The organism is Thiomicrorhabdus sp. ZW0627, assembly GCF_029767005.1.
Lineage (GTDB): Bacteria > Pseudomonadota > Gammaproteobacteria > Thiomicrospirales > Thiomicrospiraceae > Thiomicrorhabdus.
In genome coordinates this window covers 106936-127404 of sequence record NZ_JARUQR010000003.1, presented here as the reverse complement: position 1 = coordinate 127404, position 20469 = coordinate 106936, and the positions used below count along the sequence as shown (strand labels likewise).

General features: G+C 45.6%; 25 protein-coding genes. 3 read left to right on the top strand and 22 right to left on the bottom strand.

Annotation, left to right across the window (positions count from 1 at the left end; genetic code table 11):
- The first annotated feature begins 27 nt into the window (after positions 1–27).
- The gene (locus QCB45_RS08090; protein ID WP_279420413.1) at positions 28–417 is read left to right on the top strand and encodes a hypothetical protein; all 390 of its coding nucleotides are present in this window, start codon (positions 28–30) and stop codon (positions 415–417) included.
- A 2-nt stretch (positions 418–419) separates the two neighbouring features.
- Here the strand turns inward: QCB45_RS08090 and ubiA are convergent, their stop codons facing one another.
- From ubiA to mnmG, 17 genes are all read right to left on the bottom strand, one after another.
- A complete protein-coding gene (ubiA, locus tag QCB45_RS08085) occupies positions 420–1271 on the bottom strand; it encodes a 4-hydroxybenzoate octaprenyltransferase (protein WP_279420412.1) in 852 nt (283 codons plus the stop codon).
- Positions 1264–1521: a hypothetical protein gene (locus QCB45_RS08080; protein ID WP_279420411.1), complete on the bottom strand. Its 258-nt coding sequence runs from the start codon at positions 1519–1521 to the stop codon at positions 1264–1266. The genes ubiA and QCB45_RS08080 overlap by 8 nt, the downstream gene beginning before the upstream one ends.
- A gap of 20 nt (positions 1522–1541) precedes the next feature.
- On the bottom strand, positions 1542–2906 hold the full coding sequence (gene glmU / locus QCB45_RS08075; protein ID WP_279420410.1) for a bifunctional UDP-N-acetylglucosamine diphosphorylase/glucosamine-1-phosphate N-acetyltransferase GlmU: 1365 nt from the start codon (positions 2904–2906) through the stop codon (positions 1542–1544).
- A 194-nt stretch (positions 2907–3100) separates the two neighbouring features.
- Complete coding sequence (locus QCB45_RS08070) at positions 3101–3535, bottom strand: F0F1 ATP synthase subunit epsilon (protein ID WP_279420409.1); 435 nt, start codon at positions 3533–3535, stop codon at positions 3101–3103.
- 6 nt (positions 3536–3541) lie between these two features.
- Complete coding sequence (gene atpD / locus QCB45_RS08065; RefSeq protein ID WP_279420548.1) at positions 3542–4924, bottom strand: F0F1 ATP synthase subunit beta; 1383 nt, start codon at positions 4922–4924, stop codon at positions 3542–3544.
- 29 nt (positions 4925–4953) lie between these two features.
- Positions 4954–5817: a F0F1 ATP synthase subunit gamma gene (gene atpG / locus QCB45_RS08060; RefSeq protein WP_279420408.1), complete on the bottom strand. Its 864-nt coding sequence runs from the start codon at positions 5815–5817 to the stop codon at positions 4954–4956.
- Positions 5818–5832: 15 nt separating this feature from the next.
- Positions 5833–7374, bottom strand: a complete 1542-nt coding sequence (gene atpA / locus QCB45_RS08055; RefSeq protein WP_279420406.1) for a F0F1 ATP synthase subunit alpha — start codon at positions 7372–7374, stop codon at positions 5833–5835.
- A 15-nt stretch (positions 7375–7389) separates the two neighbouring features.
- Positions 7390–7926 (bottom strand): F0F1 ATP synthase subunit delta, encoded by a 537-nt coding sequence (locus tag QCB45_RS08050; RefSeq protein ID WP_279420405.1) that lies wholly within the window; start codon positions 7924–7926, stop codon positions 7390–7392.
- Positions 7927–7936: 10 nt separating this feature from the next.
- Positions 7937–8407: a F0F1 ATP synthase subunit B gene (locus QCB45_RS08045; protein WP_279420404.1), complete on the bottom strand. Its 471-nt coding sequence runs from the start codon at positions 8405–8407 to the stop codon at positions 7937–7939.
- A gap of 63 nt (positions 8408–8470) precedes the next feature.
- Positions 8471–8761: a F0F1 ATP synthase subunit C gene (gene atpE, locus QCB45_RS08040; RefSeq protein ID WP_279420403.1), complete on the bottom strand. Its 291-nt coding sequence runs from the start codon at positions 8759–8761 to the stop codon at positions 8471–8473.
- Positions 8762–8924: 163 nt separating this feature from the next.
- Positions 8925–9740 (bottom strand): F0F1 ATP synthase subunit A, encoded by an 816-nt coding sequence (atpB, locus tag QCB45_RS08035; protein WP_279420402.1) that lies wholly within the window; start codon positions 9738–9740, stop codon positions 8925–8927.
- Between the two features lie 11 nt (positions 9741–9751).
- Positions 9752–10114 carry an ATP synthase subunit I gene (locus tag QCB45_RS08030; protein ID WP_279420401.1) on the bottom strand — a complete coding sequence of 121 codons (363 nt, stop codon included), beginning with the start codon at positions 10112–10114 and terminating at the stop codon, positions 9752–9754.
- Positions 10098–10376, bottom strand: coding sequence for an AtpZ/AtpI family protein (locus tag QCB45_RS08025; protein WP_279420400.1), 279 nt, complete (start codon positions 10374–10376; stop codon positions 10098–10100). The genes QCB45_RS08030 and QCB45_RS08025 overlap by 17 nt, the downstream gene beginning before the upstream one ends.
- A 237-nt stretch (positions 10377–10613) precedes the next feature.
- Complete coding sequence (locus QCB45_RS08020; protein ID WP_279420399.1) at positions 10614–11483, bottom strand: ParB/RepB/Spo0J family partition protein; 870 nt, start codon at positions 11481–11483, stop codon at positions 10614–10616.
- Positions 11484–11521: 38 nt separating this feature from the next.
- Entirely contained in the window at positions 11522–12289 is a 768-nt protein-coding gene (locus QCB45_RS08015) for an AAA family ATPase (RefSeq protein ID WP_279420398.1), read from the bottom strand.
- Positions 12290–12342: 53 nt separating this feature from the next.
- A complete protein-coding gene (rsmG, locus tag QCB45_RS08010; protein ID WP_279420397.1) occupies positions 12343–12978 on the bottom strand; it encodes a 16S rRNA (guanine(527)-N(7))-methyltransferase RsmG in 636 nt (211 codons plus the stop codon).
- A gap of 7 nt (positions 12979–12985) precedes the next feature.
- A complete protein-coding gene (gene mnmG, locus QCB45_RS08005; protein WP_279420396.1) occupies positions 12986–14884 on the bottom strand; it encodes a tRNA uridine-5-carboxymethylaminomethyl(34) synthesis enzyme MnmG in 1899 nt (632 codons plus the stop codon).
- A gap of 145 nt (positions 14885–15029) precedes the next feature.
- Here mnmG and QCB45_RS08000 point away from each other — a divergent pair, with 145 nt between their 5' ends.
- Positions 15030–15635, top strand: coding sequence for a hypothetical protein (locus tag QCB45_RS08000; protein ID WP_279420395.1), 606 nt, complete (start codon positions 15030–15032; stop codon positions 15633–15635).
- A 124-nt stretch (positions 15636–15759) separates the two neighbouring features.
- The gene (locus QCB45_RS07995; RefSeq protein WP_279420394.1) at positions 15760–18093 is read left to right on the top strand and encodes a methyl-accepting chemotaxis protein; all 2334 of its coding nucleotides are present in this window, start codon (positions 15760–15762) and stop codon (positions 18091–18093) included.
- Between the two features lie 22 nt (positions 18094–18115).
- On the opposite strand, the gene QCB45_RS07990 is transcribed toward QCB45_RS07995, so the two are convergent.
- The 5 genes from QCB45_RS07990 to QCB45_RS07970 all read right to left on the bottom strand — a co-directional run bounded on the left by QCB45_RS07990 (position 18116) and on the right by QCB45_RS07970 (position 20408).
- Positions 18116–18547 (bottom strand): group II truncated hemoglobin, encoded by a 432-nt coding sequence (locus QCB45_RS07990; protein WP_279420393.1) that lies wholly within the window; start codon positions 18545–18547, stop codon positions 18116–18118.
- A gap of 24 nt (positions 18548–18571) precedes the next feature.
- Positions 18572–18877 (bottom strand): hypothetical protein, encoded by a 306-nt coding sequence (locus tag QCB45_RS07985; protein WP_279420392.1) that lies wholly within the window; start codon positions 18875–18877, stop codon positions 18572–18574.
- 31 nt (positions 18878–18908) lie between these two features.
- Positions 18909–19085 carry a hypothetical protein gene (locus QCB45_RS07980; RefSeq protein ID WP_279420390.1) on the bottom strand — a complete coding sequence of 59 codons (177 nt, stop codon included), beginning with the start codon at positions 19083–19085 and terminating at the stop codon, positions 18909–18911.
- A gap of 17 nt (positions 19086–19102) precedes the next feature.
- Entirely contained in the window at positions 19103–19936 is an 834-nt protein-coding gene (gene queF / locus QCB45_RS07975; protein ID WP_279420389.1) for an NADPH-dependent 7-cyano-7-deazaguanine reductase QueF, read from the bottom strand.
- Positions 19937–20006: 70 nt separating this feature from the next.
- Positions 20007–20408: a hypothetical protein gene (locus QCB45_RS07970; protein ID WP_279420388.1), complete on the bottom strand. Its 402-nt coding sequence runs from the start codon at positions 20406–20408 to the stop codon at positions 20007–20009.
- Positions 20409–20469: the final 61 nt, after the last annotated feature.

Genomic DNA, 20469 nt, shown 5'->3' with positions numbered 1-20469 from the left:
TATTCAGCTTGGATAACACGACGCTATATGCGTATATTGATTCCGGCTTTGCAAGGCCAACACCCACAAACCGGTGAAGCACTGTTTTCCGAAGAACAAAGCATTGAGAACAGAATGCGTCAGGAAGCTGCACAGGCCGAAGGGGATTTCGAAACCGATTACCAAGAACCCGAAAAAGCCGACTACCCATTGGGGGAACAGCCAATCCTATTGACCAGAATCACGTTCAAAGAGTTGGGGAGCGATAATCCGGAACTGAATCTGGAACCGGAAAACGGACCGGGAATTGGTCTACCGTTTCAGCCGGATGTACTTGCGATTCTGTTGAAAATTTTCAGCAAGGCACTGGATGCATCGAACTGGCAATTGGATCTGGAACCGATTCTACAGCTGCCTAAAGAAAGTCGATTACAGTAGTCTCATAGCGCCTTATCTGCTGCAATTCCCAGTAAAACGATCAAACCGATCCAATGGTTTTGCAAAAACACTTGGAATGCAACCCGGTCGTCATTCTTCTTCAACTGCAAGTAATGGTGGACAAAGATACCGGCCACCAGCGCTAAACTGACCCAATAAGGCCAGCCGAGCGCAAATAGGTCGACCATCCACAATAATAACAACCACATAACCAACTGGAAAACGGCAATAATTTCGGCTACATAACGTCCAAACAATATCGCCGTCGACTTAACGCCTATCTTGAGGTCATCTTCTTTGTCACCGACGGCATAGGCCGTATCGTAGATCAAAGACCAAACCATCGTCGCAGCAAAAACCGGCCAGGCTTGCCAGGGCAAAGTATTTTGTACTGCGGCAAACGCCATCGGAATCGCCCATGCGAAGGCTGCGCCGAGAAATGCCTGAGGCCAATGGGTATGACGTTTCATAAATGGATAAAGTGCAGCCAATCCGACCGCCACAAAAGACAAAGTGATCGTTAAAGCATTTAACGTCAGAACCAGCGCAAATGCGACTAGGCATAATACCGCAAAAAATACCAACGCCTGTTTTGGCGTAATCTCACCGGTCGCGAGGGGCCGGTTGCAGGTACGCTTAACGTGACCGTCGAAGTTTCGATCCGCATAATCGTTAATGACACATCCCGCCGAACGCATCAGAATCGCACCGATAATGAAAACAAATAGTAGCCATGCATCCGGAAATCCGTCTGAAGCGAGCCATAAGGCCCATAGAGCCGGCCATAATACCAAATAGATACCGATAGGCCGGTCAAGGCGCGTTAAAGCGATATAGGCGTGAATTTTATTCATGGAGTTGATCGACGATTGCTTGAATTTCATTAAAGGCCGACGGCGTCATTTCAAGCTGTGCCTCGGCTTTGCCTTGCACTTCTTTGTAATGAAGATGAATCCGTTCTTCCTGTTTGCTCCAGTGCATGACATACCCCCAACCGACTAAATGCGCTTGACCGGCATCCTGACCCTTTAACTGCCAACCATGGTTTTGCAAAGCTGTTTTAAATGGCTCGGCCAGTTCAGGAGCAAGTGTTATATATCGCACGAAAAACCCAACAGGCCTGTTTATTTCTTACTGGGTTTGGCCCAGCCCTTGATCGTCAGCTGTTTCGAACGACTCAGGGTCAACTCTTCTGCCGGTGCTTCTTTTGTGATGGTCGAACCAGCTCCGATGGTTGCCCCGTCGTTGATTTTAACCGGTGCGACCAGCTGGGTATCCGATCCGACAAACACACGGTCACCGATTTCTGTCAGGTGTTTGTTGACGCCATCATAATTGCAGGTGATGGTTCCAGCCCCAATGTTAACATCAGCCCCCATCAAGGTATCACCGATGTAACTCAAATGATTCACTTTAGACCCCTGGCCGATTTTAGCTTTTTTGGTTTCAACAAAATTACCGATTCGTACCAAGTCTGCCAATTCCGATCCCGGTCTTAACCGGGCGTATGGCCCAATCGTACAATCGCGTCCGACAATACAATCCTCAAGATGACTGAAAGGATGGATAACAGTTCCCGCTCCGATAGTGACATTTTTTAGGATACAGTTCGCTCCAATAGAAACACCGTCTCCAAGGTGGTTGGTCCCTTCGAATATCACGTTAGCATCAATTGTCACATCCATACCAACACTGACATTTCCACGGATGTCCAAACGATCTGCATCAATCAATGTCGTACCTTGCTTCATAAGTGCTTCAGCCAAGCCCTTCTGATATTGACGTTCCAGATTTTGGAGCTGGATCTTGTCATTTACCCCCAGCACTTCAAGAATACGCTGTGGCTGTGTCGTATGAACGGTGAACCCATCTTCTACACACATTTGGATAATATCGGTTAGGTAGTATTCGCCTTGTGCGTTATCCGATGAAAGATTAGACAACCATTTTTTCAGGTACTGGCCCTTAACAGCCATGATTCCAGTATTGACCTCTTTGATGGCTTTCTCTTCGGTAGTTGCATCCTTTTCTTCTACGATGGCCTGGACCTGATAGTGTTGGTCACGTACGATTCGCCCATAACCGCTTGCATCTTCCAGCGTAATAGTCAGTAACGCCAATGGGTGACTGTCATCAACTTGAGATAACAGATCCTGAAGTGTCGATTCAGCAGTAAGCGGGACATCACCGTAAAGAATCAATACAGTATCGTCATCTTCGTAATAACCATTGGCTTGCACTACAGCGTGTCCAGTTCCCAATTGGGATGCCTGCATGGTGAATACCAGGCCGCTACCGGTTACCGTTTCACGTACAAGCTCTGCACCATGACCGATAACTGTGACAATTTGAATAGGTTCCAACTGTTCGGCAGTATCAATAACATGCTGGAGTAACGGTTTTTGCGCTAACGGCTGTAAGACTTTAGGTAAGGAAGAACGCATTCGCGTACCTTTACCTGCGGCAAGGATCACGACCTTTAAGGACATACTCATACCTGTGAATTTGAAGACAAAAGATATAACAAATTATAGTGCTTTTAGATAATTGCTTGTGAAAAACGCATGGGATCGTATCACTATTGAATAAATTCAATAAGCAAAAGCGAATGAATAAAGAATCATTTAAAAACACTAGAGGAAAAAAAAGCGCCATGAAGGCGCTTTTTCACAAAGATTAACAATTATGCCAACCCAGTTTTATGCAAACGGTCTCTTAATTTAGAGATCGTCTGAATCTGAGCAACCGCTTCCGCCAACTCAACTTGAGCTCTTGCGATATCCGTATCGGACTTGGCATTGGCCATTGCTTCTTCAGCACGCTGTTTAGCCGCTTCAGCTTCAGCTTCATCAAGGTCTGCAGCACGAACAGCAGTATCGGCCAAAACCGTTACTACACTTGGCTGAATTTCGATGATGCCGCTGTTGACGTAGAAATGTTGTTCTTCGTCACCACTAACTACACGTACTGTTCCAGGCTTTAACTGGCTAAGGAACTGGGTATGATGAGGCATAACACCAACCTCACCATCGGCAGCCTGTGCAAAAAGCATCTCAACTTTACCAGAAAAGATTTCACCTTCTGCACTTACAATATCGACTTGCATTGTGACTGCCATGATCAATTAACCTTTATATTTTTTAGCATTCTCTAGAACTTCGTCAATGTCCCCAGCATACATAAATGCCTGCTCAGGTACATCATCAAGCTCACCAGAGATAATCATTTTAAAACCACGGATGGTTTCTTTCAATGGGACATAACGTCCATCTTCACCGGTGAAAACCTTAGCTACGAAGTATGGCTGTGAGAAGTAACGCTGCATCTTACGAGCACGTGCTACTAGAGAGCGGTCTTCTTCAGAAAGCTCGTCCATACCAAGGATTGCGATAATGTCTTTCAACTCTTTATAACGCTGAAGAGTTTGCTGTACACCACGTGCAACGTCATAATGCTCTTGACCAACAACTTGTGGATCTAGCTGACGTGAAGTTGAATCCAGAGGATCAATCGCAGGATAAATACCTGTTTCAGCGATCGCACGGTTCAATACAACTGTCGCATCCAAGTGAGCGAACGTAGTCGCAGGAGCAGGGTCAGTCAAGTCATCCGCAGGTACGTATACAGCCTGGATAGACGTGATAGAACCAGTCTTAGTTGAAGTGATACGCTCCTGAACCTGACCCATTTCTTGAGCAAGGTTAGGCTGGTAACCTACCGCAGATGGCATACGACCCAACAATGCAGATACCTCAGTACCAGCAAGAGTATAACGGTAGATGTTGTCTACGAAGAATAGGATATCACGACCTTCGTCACGGAAGTACTCAGCCATTGTAAGACCAGTCAAAGCAACACGTAGACGGTTACCTGGTGGCTCATTCATCTGACCGTATACAAGAGCAACTTTATCAAGTACTCCTGATTCTTCCATTTCATAATAGAAGTCGTTACCTTCACGAGTACGCTCACCTACACCAGCAAATACTGAGTAACCAGAGTGCTCGATTGCGATGTTACGGATCAATTCCATCATGTTAACGGTTTTACCAACACCGGCACCACCGAACAGACCAACTTTACCACCCTTCGCGAAAGGACAGATCAAGTCGATAACCTTAACACCTGTTTCCAACAATTCCTGAGAAGCTGCCAACTCGTCAAAAGCAGGAGCTGCACGGTGAATTGTGTTGCGCTCTTCTGTTTCTACTGGACCTGCGTTATCAATCGCATTACCAAGAACATCGAAGATACGTCCTAGTGTTGCTTTACCTACTGGTACAGAAATCGCTTCACCAGTATTTGTAACCGCCATGCCACGCTTCAAACCGTCGGATGAACCCATTGCGATTGCACGCACTACGCTATCACCAACTTGTTGCTGAACTTCAAGAGTAAGATCTAGTTCATCAACTTTTAACGCGTCATAGATTTTTGGTAAATCAGCACCTTTAAATTCGACGTCGATGACCGGGCCGATAATTTGTACTATTTTTCCACTCATAATCTTTAACCTTTTATTGAAATACTTCAAACTTAAACAGCGGATGAACCAGCAACAATCTCAGAAAGTTCCGCTGTGATTGCAGCTTGACGAGCTTTGTTATAAGACAATTTCAACTCGTTAATCATTTCACCGGCGTTGTCTGTTGCATTCTTCATTGCCATCATACGAGCACCCTGCTCACAAGCAGCATTTTCAACAACGGCACCGAAAACAGTGCTTTCAACATAGCGACGCATCAATAAATCCAATGCGGTTTTAGCATCAGGTTCATACAAATAATCCCAATACGTTTCGCTATCTGATTCAACAGACTGAAGAGGTACTAACTGCTGGATATTCGGGTTTTGTGCCATTGTGTTGACAAATTCGTTTGAAGCCAAATGTACTTCATCGATCTCACCCGCATCAAACTTGTCTAAAACAACTTTGATAGTACCAACTAAGTCCTCAATATGAGGCGTATCACCTAGGTCAGAAACCGCAGCTACAACATTCCCACCGTAACTACGGAAGAATGTTTTAGCTTTATTACCAACCAGAGCAAGCTCAACCTCAACACCTTGTTCTTTCCACGCCTTAAGCTGTGGCAAAGCCTTACGGAATAAGTTTGAGTTTAAACCACCACATAAACCTCGATCAGAAGAGATGACAACCAATGCAACACGTTTAACCGTTTCACGAGTCTGAGTATAAGGATGCTTATACTCAGGATGTGCACCGGAAACGTGTTCGATTACTCTCTTCACTTTTTCGACGTATGGTTTGGTAGCTTCCATGCGAGCTTGAGCTCTACGCATTTTAGAAGCCGCCACCATTTCCATGGCTTTGGTGATTTTCTTGGTATTTGTTACGGAACCAATTTTGGCTCGTATTTCTTTACTACCGCCTGCCATGGCCTACCCCTTATCTTAGTAAACGCCGTTTGTTTTGAATGACTCGATACAAGCTTTAACACCTGTTACGATTTCATCATCCCAACCACCTTTCTCATTGATCTTGGCGGCTAGTTCAGCATGTTCAGAGTTTAGGGAGGCATGTAATGCAGCTTCGAAATCCAATACTTTTTCGACTTCGATATCGTCCAAGTATCCTTCGTTAGCGGCATATAGAGATACTGCCATCTCAGCAATAGTCAAAGGTGAATATTGCTTCTGCTTCATCAGCTCGGTTACACGCTTACCACGTTCTAGCTGTGCTTTAGTTGCAGCATCAAGATCTGATGCGAACTGAGCGAAAGCAGCCAATTCACGGTACTGTGCCAAGTCAAGACGAATACCACCACCTAATTTCTTGATCGCTTTAGTCTGAGCAGCACCACCAACACGTGATACAGAAAGACCAGCGTTCACAGCAGGACGGATACCTTGAGTGAACAATCCAGTTTCAAGGAAGATCTGACCATCAGTGATAGAAATTACGTTAGTCGGTACGAATGCAGAAACGTCACCCGCTTGAGTTTCAATAATAGGTAGAGCAGTCAAAGAACCGGTCTTACCTTTTACTTCACCGTTAGTGAATCTTTCAACATAATCTTCGTTTACACGAGCAGCGCGCTCAAGTAGACGTGAATGTAGATAGAAAACATCACCAGGGAAAGCTTCACGTCCAGGAGGACGACGTAGCAACAATGAAATTTGACGGTAAGCCTGAGCTTGCTTGGTCAAATCATCATAGATGATCAATGCATCTTCACCACGGTCACGATAGTACTCACCCATCGCACAACCAGCATAAGCTGCCATGTACTGAAGAGCAGCAGGATCTGAAGCGTTAGCTGCAACGATAACCGTGTTTTCCATAGCACCGTATTCTTCAAGCTTACGAGCTACATTGTTAACAGTAGATGCTTTCTGACCCATTGCAACGTAGATACATTTAACACCAGTGTTTTTCTGGGAAATGATTGCGTCGATTGCAATAGCTGTTTTACCAGTCTGGCGGTCACCGATGATCAACTCACGCTGTCCACGACCGACTGGAATCATAGAGTCGATAGACTTAATACCAGTCATCATAGGCTGATCTACAGACTTACGATCGATAACACCAGGAGCGATACGCTCGATTGGTGAAGTGACTTTAGCGTCGATAGAACCTTTACCGTCGATAGGACGACCTAGGGCGTCAACTACACGACCGTTCAATTCAGGACCTACTGGCACTTCTAAGATACGTCCAGTACAAGTGACTTTGTCACCTTCAGAGATGTGTTCAAATTCACCTAGAATAACAACACCTACAGAATCACGCTCAAGGTTAAGCGCCATACCGAAAGTGTTTTCGTCGAATTGAACCATCTCACCATACATTACATCTGACACGCCGTGAATAAGAGCAATACCGTCAGCGATGCTAACGACTGTCCCTTCACTGCCAGACTCTGCAGCACCGTCAAAACCGGCGATGCGGTCTTTAATTAGGTTACTGATTTCAGAGGCATTCAATTGCATGTGTGTTCCTCTCCATTATTGGGCGATTGCTGCGCCAAGTTTGTTAAGTTGCGATACTGCTGAACCATCGATGGCCCAGTCGCCGACTTTGATTTTGATTCCAGCGATTAAGCTTGGATCTTCCTCATAAGTAATCTCTACTTCGGCATCAAACTTAGCATTTAAAGCAGCACTTAATTTTTTCTTCTGCTCAACCGTAGCTTTGCGCGCTGAAATAACCGTCGCTCTTACGCGTTTCTCTTCCACAGCCTTCAACTCTTCAAAAGTTTCGGAAAGATCTGGAAGTGCAGCTAAACGTTTATTTTCAGCCATTACAGCAAGAAGGCTTTTACCTTCAGCGGAAAGATTCGCTCCCAATACAGATTCAAAAACGGATAACACGTTTTCGTCTGTGTAAGCTGGGTTCGCAATCATTGCCTGCATTGCTTCATCAGAAGCGATTGCAGCAAGATTTGCTAGCTCTTCAGACCACTCTGTCAGCTGATTTTTCTCTTTTGCGATAGCAAAAGCAGCTTCAGCATAAGGTCTTGCAATTGTCATTAATTCTGCCATAGAAGTTTCCTTAGATTGATTTAACTAAGGTTTCAAGCATGTCATTGTGTGCTGCTGCATCGACTTCTTTCTGAAGAATTTTCTCTGCACCAGTTACAACCAAAGAAGCGACTTCTTTACGAAGGTCTTCTCTCGCACGACTAACTTCTTGCTCAATTTCTGCTTGGGCGGCAGCTTTAATACGGTCAGCTTCTTCGTTTGCTTTTACTTTCGCATCTTCTACGATTTCAGAGCTACGCTTTTCAGCCTGACTTAGTATGTTTTGAGCTTGAGCTTTAGCTTCCTTAAGCACTTCTTTTGCTTTTTGTTCGGCTAACTCAAGTTCATGCTTACCTTTCTCAGCGGCAGAAAGACCGTCAGCGATTTTCTTCTGACGTTCTTCCATTAGCTTAGACAGCGGCCCCCACAGCACTTTGTTCACAAACCAGACTAATAGCACAAATGCAATAATCTGGATGAGAAGCGTTGCGTTAATACTCACGGTGGTTACCTCGCCATTCGTTATTTAAAAAATTAAATTTTCGATTTAATTAAGCGCTTTGGATTATGCACCCAAAGCAGCTGTCATTGCACCGATGAATGGGTTAGCGAATAGGAACCACATAGCGAAAGCTAGGATGATGAATGGGAAAGATTCCATCAAACCAGCGAAGATGAACATGTTAGTCATCAATGCAGGACGCATTTCAGGCTGACGTGCAATACCTTCCAAAGTTTTTGAACAGATCAGACCCCAACCAATAGCTGAACCAAGACCAGCAGCAGCCAAAATTACACCTACACCAATAGCAGTTGCAGAGTAGATATCAGCAATCATAGTAGCAGTTACTTCCATCGACTTTCTCCTAAAGTTTTACAAGTTAAAAATTAAAAAAATAAAAGTTATAAATAAAGCTTTTTACTTCAGACCTCATCATGAAACCTTAAAGCAGGTGCGCTTAAACCTTTTTGGTAGTTCGCAAGAACCACCTATTCTTTTTATTGCCTCTACGTCAGACTCAGTGACCTTCGTCGTGAGCCATCCCTAGATAAACAATGGTAAGCACCATAAAGATAAAGGCTTGTAGGGTGATAACCAACAAGTGGAAAATCAACCAACCTAAATCTAACAGGACTTGTAGAGGTGCCCAGAATAGCGCAGCGGCACCCACTGCTAAAGTTCCACCAATCAATGCGATCAGTAGGAATACTAACTCACCTGCGAACATGTTACCGAACAGACGCAGAGCAAGTGAAAGCGGTTTTGAAACTTCTTCAATCAAAGTCATCACAATGTTCACAGGAACAAAGAACTTACCGAATGGATGGAATAGGAACATTTTGATGAATCCACCCACACCTTTGATTTTGATGTTATAGAAAACGATTAGAGCAAATACTGAAAATGCCATTGCCAAAGTCGTGTTTAAGTCAGTTGTTGGAACCACCTTAAGATGTGCATGTGGATCACCGGTAATCAACTGATATAGATATGGCAATAGGTCAACAGGGATCAAATCCATGAAGTTCATCAACCAAACCCAAAGGAAAATGGTCAATGCCAATGGCGCGATAAGAGGGTTGTGGCCAGGAAAAGCGTCTCTAACGTTGGTAGAAACGAATTCTAGAATAGATTCTACGAAGTTCTGGAATCCACCAGGCGTTCCGGCTTCGATTTGCTTACCAAGACGTGCTGCAACAAATACGATCAGCGCGCCAAGCAATAAACTTACAACAATGGTATCTAGGTTAAATGTCCAGAAACCTTCGCCTATGTGATTATTTGTCAAGTGATGTTGAATATACTCGACAGTTCCCATCTTTTCAGCACTCAAGGGTCTTCTCCTTAGTCAGTCAAACGACGCTTACCTTTAAGGTTGAACATCTGACCGATCTGCATGACAACGAATGTCAGCACAACCGCCATTGGTTCGAACTTAAAGAGCGCCAGCCCTAAAACAAACAACACAGCCAACAGAATGAATCTGACGACTGCACTCAAATATAAAACTAAAATTCCAAACTTTGGATCTTCCGCCGCTTTCTGGTCGGCTTTCTTGAACGTAACGCTTAACATAAGCACGTTCATCATACCGATAAACAGCCCATAAACGGATGACCACAATTGACCTTGAGTGGCAAAAATCACAACGGCGATCAAACCGATGATGCCCTGGATCTTCAACGGTTGATTAAGATTTTTGATCATCTTTCTTTTCTTCTACAACCGGATCCAATTTACTCGAAAGCCGCATTACCTTTTGTGTGCCGCCGATAAACCCTAGCAGGCCACACAAAAGTAAAAATATTGGTGTCGTTTCAAATAGCTGATCCAACGCATAGCCAACCAAAAAACCAGCCACGATCATTGATGTAAAAATCGATCCGGCACTCATCAATAGGAAATTTACCGCTGGTTTCGGCGCGTCACCTGGTTTTGGCTTCTGTGGCTCTTTATTTGAATCACTCATTCGATGACAAACTCTATTAATGATACTTTTTAGTTGAAAATTGTTCAAGCTAAACGGCCGCACATAATAATGCTTTATGGACCCAAAAGCTAGCTTATAAGTTTGTTTTTCTGTGTTTTTTCTATGGCTTTTTTTGCGATCAACTACATACTGTGTGTACTAAATTTTATGCCACTAGATATATTTGTCTTATGGGCCAGCTTTTTTAATTGAGATTTTCTATCAACTTTTTCTGTTTTAAAAAAGATTTAACAATCGATTCAAATCATCCATATCGTTATAGCTTATCTCCAACTTTCCCTTACCGTTTTCACGGTGGCTGATCCTGACCTTAGCCGAAATCTTGTCTGCCAGAACCTGCTGTTTTTCCTGAATTTCTTTAATGCCTGGAATGCGATTTTGCTTCGCTTGCTTAACCATTTTTGATGGAACAAGAATCTGCTGTGCCGCTTCTTCCATTTCCCTTACTGACCAGCCCTTTTCGATAGCTTTATCCGTCAATTGCAGCTGGACTTCTTCAGGCAGCGTAATGATGGCTCGGGCATGTCCCATACTAATTTGGCCATCATGCAATGCATCCTGCACACTTTGAGGCAACTTTAACAGTCTCAAGAGGTTAGAGACGGCGGTACGCGAACGACCTACTGCATCAGCCACCTCTTGCTGCGTCAATTCAAATTCTTTCAATAAACGCTTCAGACCGATTGCCGTTTCGATCGGATTAAGGTCTTCACGCTGGATGTTCTCAATCAGAGCCATCGCCAAGGTAGTCTGACTGTCTGCTTGACGTATTACCACCGGCACCTTATCCAAGCCAGCCAGTTGTGCTGCCCGCCAGCGGCGTTCACCGGCTATGATTTCATAACGGTCATCATCCACCGCCTTGACGATAATAGGCTGCACCACACCCTGAACTCGGATGGAGTCGGCCAACTCTTTAAGGGCCGCTTCATCGAACTGCTGGCGAGGCTGATAAACCCCGGCCTGTAACTGAGTAACCGAAAGCTTTTCGATCCGCAGATCCGTATTGCTGTTCTCTGACTTCTGTTTTGCACCAATCATGGCGTGAATGCCACGATTCCCCATTCCTGAGCGTTTTTTTGCCACGGTTACCCTACCTTCTTTTTCTATTGTCAGAGTTAATGTTAAATTTGTGTTTTTCGAATCAGTTCATTCGCCAATGCAAGATAAGCGATGGCACCATTTGAAGACGCGTCGTAATCCAAAATTGATTCTCCGTAACTCGGCGCTTCAGCCAAACGGACGTTTCTGGGAATGATCGTCTGCAGTACTTTCATACCGAAATGTGAAACCAATTGATTTGAAACGTCATTCGCCAAGTTATTACGACGGTCATGCATAGTCCTCAACAAACCGTCGATATGCAAAGTCGGATTAAGCTGTTCTTTAACGGTCTCGATGGTGTCCATAAGTGCGGAAAGCCCTTCCAACGCAAAATACTCACACTGCACCGGTACAACAATCCCGTCAGCCGCCGTCAGGGCGTTCAAGGTCAACATATTCAAGGTCGGAGGACAATCGATCAGCACCGCATCATACTCAGTACGAACCTTTTTTAGAGCCTTACGCAGTCGCTTCGGCCCCATATTTTCTTCTAAAAGTTCAACTTCGGCGGCCGTCAGGTCACCATTCGCCGGCATCAAATCAAGATTGGCCAACTCGACATGCTGTATCGCTGAACGGGCCTTGGATTCGCCGACCAATACTTCAAAAATTGAATTTTCAAGATTGTCTTTGTCGACACCGATGGCAACGGTACTGTTCCCCTGTGGATCCAAATCGATCAACAGAACCTTTTTTCCCAATCGGGCCAAAGCGGCCGCTAAATTGACACTGGTTGTGGTTTTACCCACACCCCCTTTCTGATTTGCCAATGCAATCACTCTGCCCACGAACTGTCACCTAGCCTTTTAATATTTAATCTTGAGTTGTTAGTTTATTACAATTACTCCGACTTGCAGGCTTTAATCAACATTCGTTGCGCCTCTAATCCGGGTACGTGTAAATCGATCATGGCCTCAATTTTCACCAGGCCAGGTAAATTCGAATAATCTTCAAAATCTTTCTGCGCTTTCATCGCCCACCAGTAACCATCCGATTTTAATAGATGTGAGGTCCAGTGCAACATATCTTCCAATGAGGCAAACGCGCGGGAAACGACACCATCGTACAGCTCTTCAGGTTGGTAAGTCTCGACCCGCTGATGGAACACAACAGTGTTCTGCAAACCGAGTTCAGCTTTAGCCTGAATCAGAAAACGTGTTTTTTTGCTATTGCTGTCAAGCAAATCAACCTGTTTATCGGGAAAGCAAATTGCCAGTGGAATTCCGGGCAGGCCACCACCTGTTCCGACATCGATCAATCTTTGACCGCAGATATGGGGAACAATGCTCAAACTGTCCAACAGATGTTTAACCAACATTTCCTGAGGGTCTCGAATCGCCGTCAGATTGTAAACCTTATTCCACTTTTCTAATAAGGTCAAATACGCCATCAACTTATCGATTGCAGACTCGGGAAGATCGATACCAATCTCTTCAATCCCTTGTTGCAACTGGGTTTTCAACTGCTCATAATCCATAATGACGTCAGGCTACCTTATTACCGGAACGGTACTTCTTAATGGCAATCAACAGAATCGAAATCGCAGCCGGCGTAATACCGGAAATTCGGCTGGCCATGCCCAAAGTCGCAGGCTTATGGTCACGCAACTTCTGCTTAACCTCGTTTGACAAACCGGAAATCTTGTCCAGGTCCAAATCTTCGGGAATCTTAACCGCTTCCGAACGTTTGAGTTTATCGATCTCCTGCTTCTGTCGCTCGATATAACCGGAATATTTGGCTTCGATTTCGATTTGATCCACCACCTCTTCGGATTCGACGCCATCACCAAAAACTTCCAGCTCCGCCAACGCATTGTAAGCAACGTTCGGACGCTTCAGCAGATCGAACAGACTCTGTTCTTTACTCAAAGGCAGCGCCATCAACTCTTCAGCCTTCTTCGCTTCAGCATGTGCCGGATAAATCCAAGTCTGCTTCAAACGATCCAACTCTTTTTCCAACGCTTCCATCTTACTTTCAAACGCCATCCAGCGGACATCGTCAATCAGGCCGAACTCACGCGCAATCGGTGTCAGACGCTGGTCGGCATTATCTTCACGCAACATCAAACGGTATTCCGCTCGCGAGGTGAACATTCGATAAGGCTCGCTGGTACCTAGTGTAATCAGGTCATCCACTAGAACACCCAAATAAGCTTCATCACGACGTGGATACCATTGTTCTTTCTCCTGCGCACGACGGGCAGCGTTCATACCTGCCAAAATCCCTTGCGCAGCCGCCTCTTCATAGCCGGTGGTACCGTTGATCTGTCCGGCAAAGAATAGGCCGTGAATATGCTGGCTTTCAAGCGTTGGTTTTAGACCACGCGGATCGAAATAATCGTACTCAATTGCATAACCAGGTCGCATGATACGCGCGTTCTCTAAACCTTCCATCGAACGCACGATCTGCATCTGGGTCTCAAACGGTAAACTGGTAGAAATCCCGTTCGGATAGAGTTCGATACTGGTCAACCCTTCCGGCTCGATAAATACTTGATGACGATCCTTATCGGCGAAACGCATGACCTTGTCTTCAATCGACGGACAATAACGCGGTCCGACACTGTCGATCTCGCCTTGATCCGAATACATCGGAGACTGATCCAAAGACGCCATAATGGCTTCATGCGTCTGTGCATTGGTATAAGTGATGTAACAAGGAATCTGTTGAGGGTGCATGGAGTGTTTTCCCATGTAGGAAAACACTGGTGCTGGGTCGTCTCCGTGCTGAATCTGCATCGCATCGAAATTCACGGTGCGTGCATCAATACGCGGAGGGGTACCTGTCTTCAAGCGTCCAACCGGAAGATCCAGCTCACGCATGCGGGCGGCCAAACAGTTCGCAGGTTCATCACCGGCACGTCCGCCCTCGTAATTCTTCAAGCCGATATGGATTCGCCCTGCCAAGAAAGTTCCGACCGTCAACACCACTTGATTCGCATAGAACTTAAGGCCCATTTTGGTTTCAACGCCGCGTACATGGTCGCCTTCAAGAATAAGGTCTTCAACCGGTTGCTGGAAAATCGAGAGATTGACCTGATTTTCAAGGCGCGTTCTGATTGCCTGACGGTACAGAACTCGGTCGGCCTGGGCTCGGGTCGCCCGAACAGCAGGACCTTTGGAGGCATTGAGGATGCGGAACTGGATTCCGGCCTCATCGATCGCCAACGCCATCGCGCCCCCAAGTGCATCGACCTCCTTAACCAGATGACCCTTACCGATCCCGCCAATGGCTGGGTTGCATGACATTTGTCCCAGAGTGTCGATATTGTGAGTCAGCAACAAGGTTTTCAATCCCATACGCGCAGACGCTAAAGCCGCTTCCGTGCCCGCATGACCGCCACCGACGACGATGACATCATAATTTGAAATTTGCGCATCCATGTTGCTGTCCTTTCGTGGAGAGTGTCAATTTTGCTTAGACACTGTAGGCAATCAAATAAAACTTTCGTAAAATAGCAGTGTATTTTACCATAAGCCAATCCTATTCAACTAGGCATCCAACGCAATCCCTATCATGGAGGTGAATATGCGCGCTTTTTTCTCTAAAAACAAGTGGATAACGGGTAGCTGTATCGTAGGACTTACCCTTCTTTCCGGTTGCTCTATCACCCCTCCGAAAAGCTTGATGGACATCCAGGCTGGAGAAACTTTTACACTCAAACAACCCGTCACTTTCCGGGCTGAAAATGTCAGACAATACATACAATTCGGTGAATTGACCGGTGGCGGCTTCAACCAAAGCGAACAACATTGCCGTATCGAACTGTACGAAATGCCTAAAAAGGCTTATATGGTTCAACCCCAAAACTTTAAGATTAGTCGAGTCCAACTCGATGAAGAAGAAATCGCCCGCAATCAAGACAGAATAATGTTTGCGGCCAATCAATACACTACCGTTCAATCCGACGTCGCTCCAAACCTGATGCTTTTGGCCAGGGATGACTACCAACGTCCGGAAACAATGGACTTAGTGCACTTATACCTCAAATCGGACACTCAACCGAATGTGTATCGATTAACCTGTTCCGGAGCTTTGAGCAACGGGGATCCAAAAGACGCCCCTAGAAGCTATCGTCCCGATCGAAATGACATCAACCGAATCCTAGGGAATGTCGGATCAATCCACCCTTAAGCAAATAAGTATTAAATTATATAAGTAATTCTATCCATAACATAGATAGAATTACTTCATATTCTCACCGAAATGTAATAGACTGATTTCTATATAAAAATTAGGCTTTTTACGAGGAGAGAATATGCATTCGCTTAAATCCCGCTTTACCCTGGTACTGAGCATTGTTGTGCTGAGCCTGGGCGGACTCATGATTGCCGTCAATACGGCATTGCATAAAATTCAACAACTAGAAACCACTTCAAGCCTCTCCCATCAACTCCACACCCAACTCCTCGAATTACGTAAGCAAGAAAAAGACTTCCTCATCCGGAAGGAGACCAAATACATCGATCAGTTCAATATCACTTACACCCGGACTCAGGATATTATCCATCGACTTTCGACCGAGTTAACCGCCATAGAACAACCAACCTCTTTGGTCGAAACCCTTTCCCAGTCCATCACCCAATATCAGGACCGTTTTATCGCTCTTGCCAAATTACAAAAAACCATTGGGCTTAATCCAAAAGACGGTCTATACGGCAGCCTTCGCGATTCCGTGCATAAAGCGGAAGGGCTTCTCAAAAATAGTAATCAGATACAACTGACAGCGGATATGCTGATGTTACGCCGAAACGAAAAAGACTTCATGCTGCGATTCGCAGAAAAATACCAAGGAAAGTTCCTCAAAAACTTTGCAAAGTTCGAACAGAATCTGGCCGTCAGCGACATGAACCAAAATGAACAGACATCCGTCTCTACGGCCATGCAAAAATACAAAACCGACTTTCTAGCGCTGTACCAAGCCGAACAAAAAAAAGGATTGGATGAAAAATCGGGACTAAGGGGTCAAATGCGGTCAGCCATCCACGCCACTGAAGCCCCGCTGACCTCTCTACAAAGCCAGGTTGATAATTTCCTAACTGAACAGCATGAAAATATCATTAGCACCTTATGGAGCATTGCCATTCTCGCAATATTGATCATGATTTTCGTACTGGTTCAAACCACACTCAAGGTTCTAAAAGGGGTGTCTGTTTTAACCAAAGGCATGCAACAGACTCATGATACCGGTGACTTCAACCAACCGATACAACACAAACTCAAAGACGAATTTGGGGAGATCGCCAATACCTATAACGGTCTGCTCGACAAAATATCCAATGAAATGAACCACATAAATCAGATCATTACATCCATTGCGCAAGGTGAATTCAAACAACGCATCAACCAACAATACACGGGAGATTTTGAAAAACTCAGGATTAACCTGAACCAAGCCGTCGACAGCGTTGACAATACCATGGATGCGTTGGAAGAGATCATGGTCTCTTTAGAGAACGGTCGTTTCGACATCCGAATGAATCCAAACGTCAAAGGTGCTCTGAAGGCCAAAGTAGACCATTCGATGCACTTCCTGGAATCCGCACACGAGGAGATCCGTACGGTCATGAACCATGTTTCACAAGGCCTTTTCGACAAGCGAATCCAGAGTGAACTGCCCGGCGATCTGGAAGTCCTGAAAAACGCCATCAACCACTCCGTTAACGAAGTGGATAAAGCATTCAGTCAAATCAGCGAATACGCAGACGCTATCGCCTCAAACGACCTCACCCACACAATCAAAGGTGACTTCAAAGGAACCGTCAGCAAAGTTCAAAATGATTTGAACAACGCCCTGAAAAACCTTTCAAACACTATTGCCAAAGTCAATGAAACCGCAATCGACGTCGAAAATGGTGCCAATTGGATTTCCGAAACCAACCTAAATCTATCAAAACGCACCCAACAAGAAGCTTCTTCCCTGGAACAAACTGCAGCGGCAATTGAAGAAATGACTTCCAGCGTTACTCAGGCATCGGAAAACGCTCATCAAGCCAACAAACTGAGCAACGCCACCAAAGAGGAGGCCCAAAAAGGCGAACAGGTCATGCAGTCAACCATTCTTTCAATGCATGAGATTCAAGATTCAAGCAATAAAATCGAGGAGATCGTTACCCTGATCGACAGCATCGCTTTTCAAACAAACCTGCTGGCGTTGAATGCCGCTGTAGAGGCTGCTCGTGCCGGAGAACAGGGGCGTGGATTTGCCGTTGTCGCCGGAGAAGTCCGTTCACTCGCAAGCAAATCTTCCGATGCCGCTCAGGACATCAAGATGCTGATTGAAGAAGTGACCCAAAAAGTAGGAAGAGGATCGGAATTGGCGGAACAGTCAGGCCAAGCTTTTGGAACCATTACAGAATCGATTAATAAGGTCGTCGAAATCGTCGAAGAAATTTCCATTTCCAGCGAAGAACAAGCCAGAGGAATTCAAGAGGTCAACCAGGCCATGAACAACATGGAATCAATCGCCCAACAGAATGCCGACATGGTTGAAAGTTCCGCCAATCATTCCGTAGAGCTCAAACAAGATGCCGAACATTTAAAACAGCTTGTCAGCGATTTCACGACCAGTCAGCAACTTAAAAAGGCCTGAATCTAACCGGAAAAGGTCTCCCTTACGGGGCATGATGCGCTTCGCTGACTTGACGTATGCGTTCCGCCGGACGGAACAGTTGCTGCATCAAATAATCTTGCAAAGCCTGCGGATAATCTTGTTTTGCCAACGCATGCTGCATACACAGCAACCAAGCATCCCGGTCCGATTCATCCACGCGGATATGGGCATGCGCCATCGGAATATTGATCGAACCGTATTTTTCGGCATAGATTTGCGGACCGTTCATCCAACCCGATAGAAAATGAACCAACTTATCCCTTGATTCGGTCAAATCCTCTCGATGCATCGCTCGAATCTTTTTGGCTTCAGGCAGACTGTCCATCGCATCGTAAAAGTCATCTACCAACTTCACTAGACCTTCATGACCGCCAACAGCCCGATAAGTGGCATCACCCATGCCATAAGTTACATCCTGTCCATTTTCGACCATATTTGACTCCGTATTCAGTGGCCGTTAAGTCGGGCGCTTGCCGTTGGGATTCGGCCGCATCGTCAACAACTCTTCGACTTCATGCTGGGAATAACCACGGTCAAAAGCGAACTGCGCCAACTGGCTTGCACGCGCCTGCAACTCCTCAACCTCCATGCCGTTTTCGATTGCTTCTTCCAGACATTCCGAAAGCATATCGATCGTCGCGCCCTCGTTCTCATTTTCATCCGCGCCATGCGTTTGTAAGCGTTTCAGGTTTTGATCGAAACACTCCAGCAACTGGCGGGACTTGAGGGTATTTTTGATACTCACCACCTCATGTTCGGCCATACTTACTCCTTACCAAAATCAACAGGCCTGCTCAGTTTCGCGAAATCGATTTTTTTCGCAAGACATAACGAGGGGAATCTTCATACATCTCTTCCCAATCCTCGGAATGAATATTTCCGTACATTTGCTCCACGTCATCTTCAACAGGCCGGGGATCTATGACCCATTCATAACCAAACAATCCAAACAGCCAATTTAAGAATCGCACTGTCCAATCCTCCGATCTTATTGTCTCAATGTGCGGGAGATATCAAACTCGTCTTCGAAATTCGAACGATAAGGGTTGATGTCCAGCCCCCCGCGGCGCACATAACGAGCATAGACCGTCAACGCACTCGGCCGACAGCGCTGCATAATGTCGGTAAACACCCGTTCGACACATTGTTCGTGAAATTCGTTGTGTTCACGGAATGAAATTAGGTATTTAAGCAGGTTTTCATGATTGATCTGGCGTCCGCGATAACGGATCACGATGGAACCCCAATCCGGCTGGCCGGTGACCAGACAATTCGACTTAAGTAGATGGCTGTTCAGAGTTTCTTCAACCTCATCAGTCTCGTCATTAAGTGTCAACAATTCCGGGTTAACCTGATAATCGTCGACCTCAATATCCAATCCATCCAGGTTTTTTCCCGGCAACCGTCCGATCAAGGTTTCTTCCATATCCAGATCGCGGACATCCACCGCCACCTCGGCACCGCAAGCCGCCGACAGATCCTCAACCCAATGATTGATCACCTGTTGGCGGGAGTCGAAACGGGTGCCGTTGAACGAGTTCAAATAGAGCTTGAAGGACTTAGACTCAATCAGATTCGGAGAATCCGCCGGGAATGCGAACTCAGCAATCACTGCAATCGGCTTACCTTTGGCGTTCAGCCACGATACCTCGAACGCACTCCAAATATCCAGTCCCTGGAAAGGCAGGCTATCTAAATCAAATCCAAGCTCGTCACGTTTTTCCTGGCGCGGAATCGGAAACAGCAAAGACGGATCATAGCTCTTGCAGTAAGGCGTCGCCTTTCCTAATAGGCTCTGGTTGGCAGTGGATGTCGGTTTCAAACTTAACTCTCCCGGTTTCAGGCAAATGAAACTTCATTATAACCGTTTAAAATAAACCGGAGTTCACGCCTTAACCGGCCACATCGAAATTTCTCAGAGCAGTTCTAAACGAGTTGAACGGGTTTAACAAAGCGTCTGCAATGATAATCGCATAACCAATCCAGTGGAAGAAATTAGGCTGCTGGCCTTCGACGAACCAAAGATAACTGAGCAGGCCTGTTGCCAGAATCACCGTCAATACCGCCCAGAACTGATCGACCAAAAACGACACGGCACTGACGTCGCCGGACTTGAACATCTCAATGAACAGAATCAAAACCGCCACCGAAATAAACACGTAACCGACCGTCCCTTCCAGGGAGATCTGAAAGTATTCCGTGGCAATCAGAAACAATACAATGAACAGCATCCAAGGGATTTTCCCTAGCGTGGATAACGTGCTGGAAGATGAAACAGTAACATTTGAACCCATGATTATTTCCTTCTTTTTAAAAATACCCAGTCATTTGATGACCGGAAAAAACGGATTCCTC

Excerpts from the sequence above, each read along its gene's own strand:
- QCB45_RS08090 (WP_279420413.1), top strand. The coding sequence starts at position 28 with ATGCGTATATTGATTCCGGCTTTGCAAGGCCAACACCCACAAACCGGT.
- ubiA (WP_279420412.1), bottom strand. The coding sequence starts at position 1,271 with ATGAATAAAATTCACGCCTATATCGCTTTAACGCGCCTTGACCGGCCT.
- glmU (WP_279420410.1), bottom strand. The coding sequence starts at position 2,906 with ATGTCCTTAAAGGTCGTGATCCTTGCCGCAGGTAAAGGTACGCGAATG.
- QCB45_RS08070 (WP_279420409.1), bottom strand. The coding sequence starts at position 3,535 with ATGGCAGTCACAATGCAAGTCGATATTGTAAGTGCAGAAGGTGAAATC.
- atpG (WP_279420408.1), bottom strand. The coding sequence starts at position 5,817 with ATGGCAGGCGGTAGTAAAGAAATACGAGCCAAAATTGGTTCCGTAACA.
- atpA (WP_279420406.1), bottom strand. The coding sequence starts at position 7,374 with ATGCAATTGAATGCCTCTGAAATCAGTAACCTAATTAAAGACCGCATC.
- QCB45_RS08050 (WP_279420405.1), bottom strand. The coding sequence starts at position 7,926 with ATGGCAGAATTAATGACAATTGCAAGACCTTATGCTGAAGCTGCTTTT.
- atpE (WP_279420403.1), bottom strand. The coding sequence starts at position 8,761 with ATGGAAGTAACTGCTACTATGATTGCTGATATCTACTCTGCAACTGCT.
- QCB45_RS08030 (WP_279420401.1), bottom strand. The coding sequence starts at position 10,114 with ATGATCAAAAATCTTAATCAACCGTTGAAGATCCAGGGCATCATCGGT.
- QCB45_RS08025 (WP_279420400.1), bottom strand. The coding sequence starts at position 10,376 with ATGAGTGATTCAAATAAAGAGCCACAGAAGCCAAAACCAGGTGACGCG.
- rsmG (WP_279420397.1), bottom strand. The coding sequence starts at position 12,978 with ATGGATTATGAGCAGTTGAAAACCCAGTTGCAACAAGGGATTGAAGAG.
- mnmG (WP_279420396.1), bottom strand. The coding sequence starts at position 14,884 with ATGGATGCGCAAATTTCAAATTATGATGTCATCGTCGTCGGTGGCGGT.
- QCB45_RS08000 (WP_279420395.1), top strand. The coding sequence starts at position 15,030 with ATGCGCGCTTTTTTCTCTAAAAACAAGTGGATAACGGGTAGCTGTATC.
- QCB45_RS07995 (WP_279420394.1), top strand. The coding sequence starts at position 15,760 with ATGCATTCGCTTAAATCCCGCTTTACCCTGGTACTGAGCATTGTTGTG.
- QCB45_RS07990 (WP_279420393.1), bottom strand. The coding sequence starts at position 18,547 with ATGGTCGAAAATGGACAGGATGTAACTTATGGCATGGGTGATGCCACT.
- QCB45_RS07985 (WP_279420392.1), bottom strand. The coding sequence starts at position 18,877 with ATGGCCGAACATGAGGTGGTGAGTATCAAAAATACCCTCAAGTCCCGC.
- QCB45_RS07970 (WP_279420388.1), bottom strand. The coding sequence starts at position 20,408 with ATGGGTTCAAATGTTACTGTTTCATCTTCCAGCACGTTATCCACGCTA.